Source organism: Micromonospora fiedleri (genome assembly GCF_016774385.1).
In the GTDB taxonomy this organism is placed as follows: Bacteria; Actinomycetota; Actinomycetes; order Mycobacteriales; family Micromonosporaceae; genus Micromonospora; species Micromonospora gifhornensis.
On record NZ_JAETXL010000008.1, the window covers coordinates 44,568 to 57,692 of the forward strand.

Below are 13,125 nucleotides of genomic sequence, written 5' to 3' on the forward strand. Positions count from 1 at the left end.
GGTCACGGCTTGACCACCCAGAGACGTTCCCGGACCAGCCGCAGGCCCACCAGGTCACCGACGTTGATGCTCGACGGCGCGTCGACGACGGCCGCCATCACCTCGGTACCGTCGGCGTCCACGGTCAGGTTGGTGGCCATACCGGTGAACTCGACATGGGTGACCCGACCCCGCAGGGCAGACTCATCCTCCCCACTCGCGAGGGTGATGTGCTCGGGACGGACCGACACCAGGGCGGTGTCGCCCTCGGTGAGACCGTGTCCCGTGGCGGCACCGACCTCGATGGTCGTGCCGTTGGGCAGGCGTACCTCGACCCTGTTCTCAGCGGCACCGACCACCGGCAGGCTGAGCACGTTGCTGCGCCCGATGAAGCGGGCCACGAAGGCATTGGCGGGCCGGTAGTAGATCTCCTGCGGGGAGCCGACCTGCTGGACCTTGCCGGACTGCATGACGGCGATCCGGTCCGACATGGCCATCGCCTCGGCCTGGTCGTGCGTCACGTAGATGGCGGTGTTGCCGCTTTCCCGCTGGATGCGCCGGATCTCGGTACGGGTCTCCTCGCGCAGCTTGGCGTCCAGGTTGGACAGCGGCTCGTCGAGCAGCAGGGTGCGGGGGCGGATGACCAGGGCTCGGGCCAGGGCCACCCGCTGCTGCTGGCCACCGGAGAGGGCGTCGATGCGTCGGGCGCCGTACCCGGAGAGGTGGACCTGGGCGAGCGCCTCCTCGACCCGGCGGTCCCGCTCGGTGCGGGAGACCCGGCGGACCCGGAGGCCGTACGCGACATTCTGCGCCACCGTCATGTGCGGAAAGAGCGCGTAGTTCTGGAACACCATGCCGGTGTCCCGCTTGTTCGGCGACAAGTGCGTGACGTCGTCGTCGCCGAAGTGGATCTGCCCGGAGGTCGGGAAGTAGAAGCCTGCCACCATCCGAAGGGTCGTCGTCTTGCCGCAACCACTGGGTCCGAGCAGAGTGAAGAACTCGCCGGCGCCGATGGTGACGGTGACATCGTCGACCGCCGCGGCATCGCTCGACTTGTCGAAGCGCTTGCTGACGGCAGTCAGCCGGACATCGATCATTTTCTGGGTCCTTCCAGGACGGAGCCGGGTCGTGCCGGGGAGCACGACCCGGACCCCTGTCAACTCAGCCCTTGTCCTTGATCTCGGCGTTCCAGTGGGTGATCCACGCCGTCTCGTTCTTGCCGATCACGTCCCAGTCGACGTCCATCGGCTTGAGGTTGAGGTTGGCCAGCCACTCCGGCTTCTCGCCGATCTCCACCGCGGGGATCTGGAAGTAGTCCTTGGCGAGCGTGGCGCGCAGCGAGTCGTCGAAGAGGAACTCCAGGAACTTCTGCGCGGCGGCGGTGTTGCCACCCTTGACCGCGGCGACACCGTCGACGAGCACCGGAGCGCCGGAGGCCGGCATGATGTAGTCGAACGGCATACCCTCGTTGGCCTGCAGCAGGATGTCCTGCAGGTTCCAGGCGCTCACCACGCCCTGCTCACGCGACATCTTCAGGTAGAGGTCGGCCGGGTTGGCGGCGTACTCGACGGTGTTGGTGTCGAGCTTGAGCAGCCACTCGTAGCCCGGCTGCGGGTTGGAGCCGTCCGGCGAGAGCCGCTGGATCATCGAGGAGTAGATCGAGCGCATGGTGCCGGAGGCGGCCACGTCCCGGATGATGATCTTGTCTTTCCACTTCGGGTCGATCAGGTCGTCCCAGTCCTGCGGAGCCGTCTGCGGGGTCAGCGCCTTGTTGTTGTACATGATGATCTCGGGCAGCAGGATCTCGCCGAACCAACGGCCCTGCTCGTCCTTGTAGCGCGCGTCCATCTTGGCCGCGAACGAGGGCTGCCACGACTCCAGCAGGTCCTCCGAGGCGCCGGCGGCAAGACCCTGCTGGGTGCCGCCCCACCAGACGGACGCCTGCGGGTTGGCCTTCTCGGCCCGGACCCGCTCCAGGACCTCCTGGGCGCCCATGTTGAGCACCTCGACCTTGCCCTTGTACTCGGGGTTCTTGGTCGTGAACTGCTCGACGACGTAGTCGGTGACCGACTTGTCACGGGCGCTGTAGATGACGAACTTCTCGGCCGTCGGTGTGCCGGACGAGCCGGTGTCCGCGTCGTCACTGCCGCCGCAGCCTGCGGTGACAGCCAGCATTGCGCCGATCGCGATGGCAATGGCCAAAGGACGACGTCTCATTGGTACCTCCACTTGACGGGGGGATCTATTGGAGATTTCCGATAGATAGCTGCAAATCGGACTCCGGGGCATGCCGGAGTGTGTGGGCCGCCGGTTGCGGCACGGATCGAAGATCGAGGCCGACGGAGCGGGCCACGTCGTGGCCGGCCGCGCCGACGCGTACGGGGTCGCGAGGGTGCGGCGGAGGTGGCCGTGGGATCGGGGTGTGCGGGGGTGGCGGTTCTTCCGGGGCAGGGGACGGGTGGTGGTGGTTGCAGGGGTGCGGGGTCGGGTTACGCGGCTGTGGTCAGGGCAGTGAGGGCAGCGGGACCGCGGCCGAGAGCGCGTAGCTGATCGCTCCGTGCAGTACGGCCTGGTCCCCGAGGGTGGCTCGACGCACCTCGGTGGGTGCGGGGGTCTTGGCGGCGAGAAGGCTCTGGATCTGTTCGAGCGCGGCGTCGTCGAGCTCGGCGGCGGCACCGCTGAGCAGCACCATCCCCGGGTCGATCACGCAGACACAGGAGAGGATGAGCCGCGCCCAGGCGTCGAGGACCTCGTCGAGATACTCGCGGGCCGGCTTCGACGTGGCGGCGAGTTGGATCAGCTCGCGTACCGGCGACTCGGGTCGGCGGCCCGGGTGCAGCGCGACCAGCCGCTCCGTGATCGCGTTCACCGACCAGCGGGCCTCGAACTCGCCGACGCCGCTGTAGCTGCGCGCCGGCGCGGCGTCCAGCGGCAGGAAGCCCACCTCGCCCGCTGCTCCGCTGGCTCCGCGCCGGACCTTGCCGTCGAGCACGAGCCCGGCGCCGATGCCGTCGGCGACGTGGATCAGCAGCAGGTTGGCGACGTCGGCACCGGCACCGGCCACGCACTCGCCGGCGGCCATCAGGTTGACGTCGTTGTCGACGACGACCGGTACGCCGAGTCGCTGCTGGACCGACTCGCCGATCGGCCACGCCTCGACCAGCCCGACCGACGGCGCGAGGCGTACCGCGCCGTTGGTGGAGACGCCCGGCACCGCGATCGCCACGCCGCGCAGTGACGGCAGGTTGTCGCCGACCAGGTCCAGGACGAACGTGCAGACGGTCTCCACCACGTCGCCGCCGAACCGGGCGGTGCGGTGCGCGATGATCGCACCCTCGCTGTCGGCGATCTCGCAGCTGATCCGGGGTGGTTCGAGCGAGACTGCCGCGACGAGCTCGGCACGCGGGTTGAACTCGAGCATCTCGCGCGGTCGTCCGGTGGTGGGTGCGCCCGGCCCGCGCTCGATGAGGTAGCCCTCGGCGATGAGTTCCCGCACGAGTGCGGTCACCGTGGCCGCCGGAAGGCCGGTCATCTCGGCCAGATCCACTCGGGACAACAGCCGCGCCTGCCGGGCGGCCAGGATCACCGAGAGACGCTTGATCTCGCGGGACCGCTCACGGCTGACCGGGCTGGTCGATGCTCTGTCAGACACAGTTTCTTCCTACTGAGAAAAAAGTGGGCCGTCAAGTAACGAGATGATCTCAGCTCCGACCTGCGCAAACGATACATCGACAGGAGATCATCGGCCGACGACCGCGCCTTAGCGCATAGATCGGGCGGCAGCGGAGAAGTCGATCGCCTTAAATCACCACAAAGGGGGCTAGTGGTGTCTGATGTAGCGGTCGCCCACCGGCCCTGAACAGGACGATCGTTTTTTCGAAGAAGTAAGAAAGTCGCTTGGGCCTATTGACTACCCGAGTCCAAGATTCCTAGCGTTACGGCCCGAAGGCCTTCACGGTGGACCACCCCCACCACCGTCCGCACCGCTCACACCGTGACGGTGCGTGTGCACGAACGAACCGTCTAGCAACCATCACTCGTGGAGACCGCCGTGGTCTCCAGTGGACAGCTGTCCGTCGTCAGGGCCGGCACGAGCCAGGTGTCAGGGGGCCTCGGCCGGGCCTGCATCCGTCCCAGACGCAGCAAGCGCTCCCATACGAAGAGGTATGCCCATGAGATGGCGCACTCCGGCGACAATCGCCATGTGCAGTCTGCTCTCGCTGGGCCTGGCCGCACCGGTTCAGGCTCACGGCAAGGGCTCGTCGCCCAAGCACCCGTCACCTTCGAAGAGCCAGCCGAAGAACCCGTCCAAGAAGTCCGACAAGCCGATCGACCTGGACATCATGTTCATCGGCGCGCACCCCGACGACGAGGCCGGCCAGCTCGGCATGCTGGGATACTGGAACGAGTATCACGGCATGAAGGCCGGCGTCATCACCACCACTCGTGGCGAGGGTGGCGGTAACGCCACCGGCTTCGAGGAGGGCCCTGAGCTCGGCATCCTCCGGGAGGCCGAAGAGCGCAAGGCCGTTGCCTACGCCGGCATCGAGCACATCTACAACCTCGACGCCCTCGACTTCTGGTACACCGCCAGCGCTCCGCTGACCGCCGAGGTCTGGGGTTACGACGAGACGTTGTCCCGCATCGTGCGGGTGCTGCGGACCACCAGGCCCGAGGTCATCCTGACGATGAACCCCTCGGCCACCCAGGGCAACCACGGTAACCACCAGGAAGCCGCGATGCTGGCCGTGGACGCCTTCTACGCGGCGGCCGACCCGAAGAAGTTCCCGGAGCAGATCACCAAGGAGGGCCTGGAGCCCTGGCGGGTCTCCCGGATCTTCCAGACCGGCGGCAGCGGCTCCGGCAACACGGGTCCGTCCTGCGAGACCAGCTTCACGCCGGCTGAGGCCAGCAACGTCATCTTCGGCACCTGGCAGGGTTACGAGTCGGCGCGCCACGACGGCAACCGGTGGAACACGGTCACGACCTGGGCCCGCCGGGAGTACGTGTCGCAGGGCTGGGGCAACAGCTCCTTCCCGACGACCAACCCGGACAACATCGGCTGCAACCGGCTGACCCTGATCGACACCCGCACCCCGTACCCGGACCCGAACGTGGGCGCCGGCACCGGTGCGCTCCAGGGTGCCACCCTCCGTGCTCCGGGTGGTCTGCCGCTCGGCACCGAGATCCACGTGCGTCCGCAGAAGTGGGAGGTGCTCGCCGGCAAGTCCATCAAGGTCGACACCGTCCTCTACGCCACCCAGGACATCAAGGGTGCCAAGGTCGCGCTGGAGGTTCCGGCCGGTTGGCGGGTCAGCGGCAACGGCAACGTCGGCACGCTCAAGAAGGGCAAGGAGGTCGTGAAGAGCTTCACGGTCACCCCGCCCGCGCAGCTTCCGGTGGGCACCCGCTTCAAGATCGAAGCGACGATGACCAGCAGCAAGGACGGCAGCGGCACCAGCAGTGCGCGGGTGCAGGCGACCGCTCCGGTTCGGGGCACCCTCGAGCCGCTGGAGGAGATCGCGGACTTCCGGGCATGGACCGAGCAGAAGAAGGTCAAGCAGCTCGATGCCCTCATCGAGTCGCTGCTCAACATCCCGAGCGGTAAGAGCCGCAGCGTCCGGGTGGACCTGACCAACCACAGCGACACCGTCCAGTCCGGCACCGTCCGGCTGAACCTGCCGGCCGGATTCTCGGCGAGCCCGCAGCAGCTGCCGTACAGCGGGCTCCAGCCCGGTGCCCGTGGCTCGGTGACCTTCACGGTGACCAACACCGACGCCACCCTGCCGACCGCCAACCGGGCGCCGGACAACGGTGCGTACCGGCTGCAGATCGAGACCACCTACAACGGTGGCAGCGCCACCGAGCCGGGTGCCTTCAACCTGGTGCCGACCACGGTGATCCCGAAGGCCACCACCGCGCCGGCCGTCGACGGCCACGGCCACTCCCACGAGTACACCGGCGAGGTCATCGACATCTCGACGCGCTGGGAGGGTACCGCCACCACGGCGGCGGACATCTCCGGCACCGCCCAGCTGACCCACACCGACGACGCCCTGTACGCCATCTTCAACATCACCGATGACGTGCTCGGCCGGTTCCTGCTGCCGGAGGACTGCAAGCGTCCGCGTCGTGCCGACGCCGTCGAGTTCGGTATCGACCCGCGGGGCAACTCGGCGAACACCTCCACGGTGTTCAACGTGGCGCTCTTCCCGGCCACCGACGACCCGGCCAACGGCAACCCGCCGTGCTTCGCCCGGGAGCGGGACAACCACCAGGGTGGCCCGGAGACCGCACCGGGTCTCGAGGTCGCCTCGGTTCTCACCGGCACCGGGTACCAGATCGAGGTCAAGGTTCCGTTCAGCGTGCTGCCGGACACCATCGACCCGAACCACATGGGCCTGAACATCCTGGTCAACGACTCGGACACGCAGGACCTGTCCACGCAGACCCGGATCGGCTGGTCGACCTGGAGCGGCGTGCGGGCCGACCCGTGGCGCTGGGGTGTCGCCACCCTGCCGGGCCTGCCGGCGCGGCCGTCGGCGCCGAAGGCTCCGATCATGCCCGACACCGCGGCGCAGAGCGTCAAGTCGCCGCAGACTATCCTCCAGTCCGCCTCGGACGGGGTGGCACCGGGTGGCTACGCGGCTCTTGACGAGAAGATCCTCAAGATCAAGAAGGTCACCAAGTCCTCCTCGAAGGTCTCGGTGGAGTTGAAGGTGAAGAAGTCCGGCGTCGCCCGGGTCTTCATCTGGGACGGCGAGCGGGTCGTGGCGCAGACCGAGGTCTCGCTGAACAAGGACCGCACCCTGGTCCTGCCGCTCAACGGCGCCCTGCCGGCCGGCTCCTCGCTGCTCGTCTCGTACGAGCGCGACGGCGCCACCCTCGGTCTCGCTCACAAGCTGAAGTGACCGAACCCGGTCACCGCGTCGATCTGATGCGATGACCGGCGATGGGCCGGGCCTTGCGCCCGGCCCATCGGCATTTCCGGCCCCACCGAGGCATCGCCCGCTCATCTTTGGCAAGCTCCGGGGATGGAGCTTGCGACCCTGGCGGTGGTAGTCGTCTGCCTCGGCGCGGGCGGCGCGGTGGGTTGGTTCGCGGCCCGGTCCCGCGCGGCCACCGAGATCGCCCGGCTGGACGCCACCCTGCGGGCCACCCGTGAGGGCGAAGGGCGGCTGGAACAGTCGATGCGGGCGCTGAGCTACGAGGCCACCGCCCAGTCCCAGGAGGCGGTCGCCCGGGCGGTCGCCCCGCTGCACGACACGCTGCGTCGTTACGAGCAGCGGGTGGCCGAACTGGAACGTGACCGCATCGACGCGTACGCCGAACTGCGGGAGCAGGTCAGGGCGATGAGCAGCGTCTCCGGCGAGCTGCGCACCGAGACCAAGCAGCTGGTCGCGGCGCTGCGGGCCCCGCAGGTACGCGGCCGGTGGGGCGAGCACCAGTTGCGCCGCATCGTCGAGGCGGCCGGCATGCTGGAACACTGCGACTTCTCCGAGCAGGTCACCGCCGCCACCGACCAGCAGACCGTACGCCCCGACCTGGTGGTCCGCCTGCACGGCGGCCGTACGGTCGTGGTGGACGCCAAGGCGCCGTTCGACGCGTACCTGACCGCGATGGAGGCCCGCGACGAGCGCAGCCGCGACACCCAGCTGGACAACCACGCCAGGCACCTGCGGGCCCATGTGGACGCGCTGGCGGCGAAGTCGTACTGGACGGCATTCGAGTCGACGCCGGAGTTCGTGGTGCTGTTCGTGCCGGCCGATCCGTTCCTCGACGTGGCTCTGCAGCGTGATCCCACACTTCTGGAGCACGCATTCGCCCGCAACGTGGTGCTGGCCACCCCGGCCACTTTGATCGCAATGCTGCGCACCGTGGCCTGGTCGTGGCGGCAGGAGCAGCTGGCCCGCAACGCCGTGGCGGTGCATTCCCTGGCCCGTGAACTGTACGGTCGTCTTTCCACGCTCGGCGATCATGTCGGCAAACTCGGTGCCTCGCTCGGCGGCGCGGTGACCGCGTACAACCGGGCGGTGGGGTCGTTGGAGGCGCGGGTGTTGGTCAGCGCCCGCAAGCTGGCTGAGCTGGGCGTGTCTGATCAGGAGCTGGCGACGCTGGCGCAGGTGGAGCTGGCTCCCCGCCAGCCCCAGGCACCTGAGTTGCTGGTCGAGGATTCCATCTCGGATGGTCGAAGTCGGTCAACCTAATCGGGCCTTTACCACCTTCGATGTGACATTGCGCGTCTCACTTATCACGAGATGGTCACAACGTACCTGTCGGTAGTGACATTGACGGTCGACACCGCGAAGGATTTCGCTCACGCGTGCCCTGCATCTGAGGGCGCCTGAGTTCTCTGGAGGAAAGAGAACGTGAGTAGACCCCGAAACCTGAGCCGGCGTACCTCCGCCGCGCTCTTCGCCTCGGTCATGGCGGCTGGCGCCGTGTCCGTGGTGGGCGGTACCGCCACCGCGAGCGCCGCTCCTGCCGGAACCGACCCGGCCCAGGTCACCCCCGCCGAGGCCCTGGGCGAGCACGACGCCAAGTTGCTCGCCGAGGCGGAGGCCAAGAAGGCCCCGACCGTCACGATGATCGTCGCCACCGACAAGGGTAAGGCGAAGGACGTCGCCGACGACCTCAAGGATCTGGGCGCTGCGGTCACCGAGCGCTACGACACCATCGGTTACGTGCTGGCCAAGGTGCCGACCAGCAAGGCGGTCAAGGCCGCCACCCTGCCCGGCGTCGCCGCCGTCGACCTGGACGAGAAGATCCAGCTGCCCGACCCCAAGCCGGAGATCGTCCAGGGCGGCAAGAAGGGCGACAAGCAGGGCAGCACCCTCAGCGGTCCGGGCATCAAGACCCCCGCCGACAACCCCTACATGCCGACGGGCGAGACCGGTGCGGTCAAGTTCGTCAAGTCCAACAAGAAGTGGGACGGCCGGGGCGTCACCATCGGCATCATGGACTCCGGTGTGGACCTGGAGCACCCGGCGCTGCAGAAGACCACCACGGGCGAGCGGAAGATCGTCGACTGGGTCACCGCCACCGACCCCCTGGAGGACGCCAGCTGGCGCCCGATGCTCAACCAGGTGACCGGCCCGTCGTTCACCCTCGCCGGCCGCACCTGGACCGCACCGGCGGGCACCTACCGGTTCAACCTGTTCAGTGAGTCGATCACGAACAACAGCGAGCCGGCCGGTGACGTCAACCGCGACGGCGACCGCACCGACCAGTGGGGCGTCCTGTACGACCCGGTGACCAACAACGTCTGGGTCGACACCGACCAGGACGGTGACTTCACCGACGAGGCCCTGATGCGGCCGTACAAGGAGAAGTTCGACGTCGGCTACTTCGGCACGGACGACCCGGCGACTCCGGTCAAGGAGCGGATGTCGTTCGTGGTCGAGTACCGCAAGAACGTCGACACCACTCCGGTCGGTGGCCCGGGTCTGGTCGACTACGTCAACATCGGCATCATCGAGAGCGCGCACGGCACCCACGTGGCCGGCATCACCGCCGCCAACAGCATGATGGGCAACAGCGCGTTCAACGGTGCCGCCCCCGGCGCCAAGATCGTTTCCTCCCGTGCCTGCTCCTGGGGCGGCGGCTGCACGTACGCCGCACTCACCACCGGCATGGCCGATCTGGTGATCAACCGTGGGGTCGACGTCATCAACATGTCGATCGGTGGTCTGCCGGCGCTCAACGACGGCAACAACGCCCGCGCCACCCTCTACAACAACCTGATCACCACCTACGGAGTGCAGATGTTCATCTCGGCCGGCAACTCCGGCCCGGGTGTGAACACCATCGGCGACCCGTCGGCGTCGAGCAACGTGGTGAGCGTGGCCGCGAGCGTCAGCAAGGACACCTGGCTGGCCAACTACGGCTCGGTGGTCAAGAAGAAGAACGCGCTGTTCAACTTCTCCTCGCGCGGTCCGCGTGAGGACGGCGGCGCCAAGCCGAACATCGCCGCGCCGGGTTCGGCCATCTCCACCACCCCGGTCTGGCAGGCCGGCGGCCCGGTCGCCGAGGCCGGCTACGCGCTGCCGCCGGGCTACAGCATGTTCAACGGTACGTCGATGGCCTCCCCGCAGGCCGCCGGTGCCGCCGCGCTGCTGCTCTCGGCCGCCAAGGCGAACCACCTGGGTGTCACCCCGGAGGCGCTGCGTCGGGCGATCTACACCTCGGCCAAGCCGATCGCCGACACCCCGACCTACGGTCAGGGCTACGGCATGTTCGACGTGCCGGGTGCCTGGAAGCTGCTGCGCAAGGGCGTCCAGACCCGCTCGTACACCGCTGACGCGCCGGTCTGCACCCCGCTCTCCGGTCAGCTGGTCACCCCGAACCAGGGCACCGGCATCTACAACCGCTGCGACTCCGCCAACGGTGGTCACAAGATCAACCAGTCGAAGTCGTACCAGGTGAAGCTGACCCGGACCAGCGGTCCGGCCGGCAACATCAAGCACTCGATCGGCCTGCGTGGCAACAACGGCACCTTCTCCGCGCCGAAGAACGTCACCCTGCCGCTGAACAAGACCGTCACCATCACGGTCACCGCCAAGCCGAAGACGGCCGGCGCGCACAGCGCCATCGTCACCGTGGACGACAAGGCCACCAACACGATCGACTTCGAGTTCTCCGCCGTCGTGGTGGCCTCGAACGACGTCGCGAAGCCCAACTTCGCCTACTCGGCGCAGGGCTCGGTGGACCGCAACCACACCACGTCGTACTTCGTGACGGTGCCGCCGGGTGCCGGTGCGCTGCAGGTGAACCTCTCCGGCATCGCCACCGCGTCGCAGACCCGCTTCATCGCGATCAACCCGTACGGCGTTCCGGTGGAGAGCACCTCCAGCCTGGCGTGCTTCACCAACCACGTCAGCACGGTGGTCTGCAACCCGTTCGAGCGTGACTACGCCAACCCGATGCCCGGCATCTGGGAGATCGAGGTGGAGTCCCGTCGTACCTCGCCGTCGCTGAACAACCCGTACCAGATCCAGGCGCGGGTGCAGGGCGTCACGGTCGAGCCGGCCGTGGTCGAACTGCCGTCGGTCACCACCGGCACCCCGACCCCGGTGACCTGGTCGCTGAAGAACACCTTCGGCCCGGTCACGGTCACCGGTCAGGGCGGTTCGCTGTCCAGCACGCACACCGAGCGCCCGACCATCGTGGAACTCGCCGTGCAGGAGTTCACCGTCGTGGTTCCGGCGGGTGCCACCAGCTTCACCGCCCGCATCGGCAACGTCTCCAACGCCAGCGCCGACCTCGACCTGTTCGTCTACCGGGGCGGTGCCCTGGTGGCGTACAACGCCGACGGCGACTCGGAGGAGTTCGTCACCCTCAACAACCCGGCGGCCGGCACCTACACGGTCGTCGTGGAGGCGTACTCGGTCGACGGCGCGGGCGGCAGCACCGCGTACGACTACCGGGACTCGTACTCCTCCCCGGCGCTCGGCACCCTGACGGCGTCGAGCAGCAGCCTCACCCTCGCGCACGGCGCCACCGGCACCCTCACGGGTACGGTGACCGCCCAGTCCGCCCCGCCCGCGGGCCGGACGCTCTCCGGTGAGCTGGCCGTGGTGACCAGCGAAGGCGCGGTCGTCGGCCGCGGCGCGGTCAACATCGGCGCGGTGAACTGACCCACCACCACCGCACCAGGGAGCCCGCCTCCGGATCTACCGGAGGCGGGCTCCCGCCCGTTCACCCCCGGGCACGACGCGTTCCGCGCCCCTCCCCTGGCCTACCCGAGCACCGGCTCCGGTCGTCCACCCGTTGCCCGACCCCGCTCCGTCCGGTCGGTACGCAGTCCCGCCACGAGCAGCAGGTATCCGGTCAACTCGGCGGCGACGGCCAGGGCCGGCGCCACGACCAGGATCGGGGAAACCACAGCGCCGGTGAACACAGTCCCCCGACTCGGGGACAACGGCAGCAGTGTGTACGGGGCGAGAGCCGCATCCATGTGGCACAGCGCGGCCACCACCAGCAGGATCGCGCCACCGGCGGCCCGTCGCCGACCCTGACGCAGGAGTAGCGCAGCGAGCAGGAGGGCGGCGAGGGCCAACGCGAGGGGCGCGAGCATCGCGGCGGCGACCACACCGGGCTGCCCACCGTTGCGGCCCGCCAACCGGAACACCGCGTACCCCACCACCGCCCCGGCGCTCAGCAGCACCCCGACCACCAGCCGTCCACTCGGGCGGCGGTCGGTCTGCGGCCAGCTCACGACGGCCAGCACCAGCACGAAGAACAGTGCTGCCCAGGTCAGCGCAAGCCCGGTCCACAGTCCATCGGTGAACTCGGGCGGCGGACCGGACTCAAGAACCTGCCACCGGTAGCCACCGTCGGCCGGGTCGGCGGGCATCGTCCGCCATGCGTCGGTGGCCACCACGACGAGCCCGGCCGGCAGGGCCCAGCGCGCGGTGGCGCGGTCGCCCGCTGGCAGGTGGGACGACAGACCGACGAGCAGCGCGTACGCCAGGAGCACGGCCACCGCGAGGACCTCGGCGTGGCGCAGGATAGGTGCGGCCGTGAGCACGCCCACCACGTGTGCGGCGGCCAGCAGCCCCGCCAACGGCAGGAGCAGTGATCGTAAACGCATCAATGCATCCTGCCGTCCGACCACGACAGTGAGGCCGCCGGCCACCGGGCTCCGGCAGTCGCCGGGCGGCTAACTCAGGAGCGCTTGGCGGTCTCGACCTGGAACGGGGTGCCTTGCTGGCAGGTGGTCATCAGGCCGGGTGCGGGTCGACCGGTAACCGTCACCGACGCGCCGGCGGTGAGCACCTCGCGCGGGCCGCCGAGCAGCAGATAGCCGTCGAGCAGCAGGCAACCGGGCTCGACGCCGGACTCGATCCGTCCGGTCAGGGTCATCTCGCTGGTGGACGTCGGCTGCGGCGGGCCGCCCGGCCGTTTGCCGGGCTTGGTGAGTGGGGCGGTCGGGTCCACCGGGTCGACCGGCGGGGGTACGGCGCCGGTCGGGTCCGGGGTGGGCAGATCGGTCACGGATGGCGCTCCCGTCGGGGCGGCGGAGCCGTCCCCGGCATCCTGACCGGCGCAGGCGACGAGCGCGGTGCAGACGATCAGCGCCGCGGCGGCGATCCGAAGGGTCCTCATGCCTGACTCTGACGTGGTAGCAGGCTGATTCGTTCCATC

The 13,125-nt window shown here is 68.8% G+C and carries 8 protein-coding genes; 3 read left to right on the forward strand and 5 right to left on the reverse strand.

Annotated elements, in window-relative coordinates; all coding sequences use genetic code 11:
- Positions 1–2: 2 nt before the first annotated feature.
- From JMF97_RS22075 to JMF97_RS22085, 3 genes are all read right to left on the reverse strand, one after another.
- Positions 3–1,076, reverse strand: coding sequence for an ABC transporter ATP-binding protein (locus JMF97_RS22075; protein WP_203223273.1), 1,074 nt, complete (start codon positions 1,074–1,076; stop codon positions 3–5).
- Between the two features lie 64 nt (positions 1,077–1,140).
- Entirely contained in the window at positions 1,141–2,196 is a 1,056-nt protein-coding gene (locus tag JMF97_RS22080) for an extracellular solute-binding protein (RefSeq protein ID WP_203223274.1), read from the reverse strand.
- A gap of 286 nt (positions 2,197–2,482) precedes the next feature.
- Entirely contained in the window at positions 2,483–3,631 is a 1,149-nt protein-coding gene (locus JMF97_RS22085) for an ROK family transcriptional regulator (RefSeq protein WP_203223275.1), read from the reverse strand.
- A 520-nt stretch (positions 3,632–4,151) separates the two neighbouring features.
- Here JMF97_RS22085 and JMF97_RS22090 point away from each other — a divergent pair.
- The 3 genes from JMF97_RS22090 (at position 4,152) to JMF97_RS22100 (ending at position 11,615) form a co-directional block, all read left to right on the forward strand.
- Entirely contained in the window at positions 4,152–6,890 is a 2,739-nt protein-coding gene (locus JMF97_RS22090) for a sugar-binding protein (protein WP_203223276.1), read from the forward strand.
- A gap of 123 nt (positions 6,891–7,013) precedes the next feature.
- A complete protein-coding gene (locus tag JMF97_RS22095) occupies positions 7,014–8,186 on the forward strand; it encodes a DNA recombination protein RmuC (protein ID WP_203223277.1) in 1,173 nt (390 codons plus the stop codon).
- Between the two features lie 162 nt (positions 8,187–8,348).
- Positions 8,349–11,615 (forward strand): S8 family serine peptidase, encoded by a 3,267-nt coding sequence (locus JMF97_RS22100; RefSeq protein WP_203223278.1) that lies wholly within the window; start codon positions 8,349–8,351, stop codon positions 11,613–11,615.
- Between the two features lie 101 nt (positions 11,616–11,716).
- Here the strand turns inward: JMF97_RS22100 and JMF97_RS22105 are convergent, their stop codons facing one another.
- The gene (locus JMF97_RS22105) at positions 11,717–12,571 is read right to left on the reverse strand and encodes a hypothetical protein (RefSeq protein WP_203223279.1); all 855 of its coding nucleotides are present in this window, start codon (positions 12,569–12,571) and stop codon (positions 11,717–11,719) included.
- A 74-nt stretch (positions 12,572–12,645) separates the two neighbouring features.
- Positions 12,646–13,086 (reverse strand): hypothetical protein, encoded by a 441-nt coding sequence (locus JMF97_RS22110; RefSeq protein ID WP_203223280.1) that lies wholly within the window; start codon positions 13,084–13,086, stop codon positions 12,646–12,648.
- Between the last annotated feature and the right edge of the window lie 39 nt (positions 13,087–13,125).

Coding starts and splice junctions, on each gene's coding strand:
- JMF97_RS22075 (WP_203223273.1), bottom strand. CDS start 1,076: ATGATCGATGTCCGGCTGACTGCCGTCAGCAAGCGCTTCGACAAGTCG.
- JMF97_RS22080 (WP_203223274.1), bottom strand. CDS start 2,196: ATGAGACGTCGTCCTTTGGCCATTGCCATCGCGATCGGCGCAATGCTG.
- JMF97_RS22090 (WP_203223276.1), top strand. CDS start 4,152: ATGAGATGGCGCACTCCGGCGACAATCGCCATGTGCAGTCTGCTCTCG.
- JMF97_RS22095 (WP_203223277.1), top strand. CDS start 7,014: ATGGAGCTTGCGACCCTGGCGGTGGTAGTCGTCTGCCTCGGCGCGGGC.
- JMF97_RS22105 (WP_203223279.1), bottom strand. CDS start 12,571: ATGCGTTTACGATCACTGCTCCTGCCGTTGGCGGGGCTGCTGGCCGCC.
- JMF97_RS22110 (WP_203223280.1), bottom strand. CDS start 13,086: ATGAGGACCCTTCGGATCGCCGCCGCGGCGCTGATCGTCTGCACCGCG.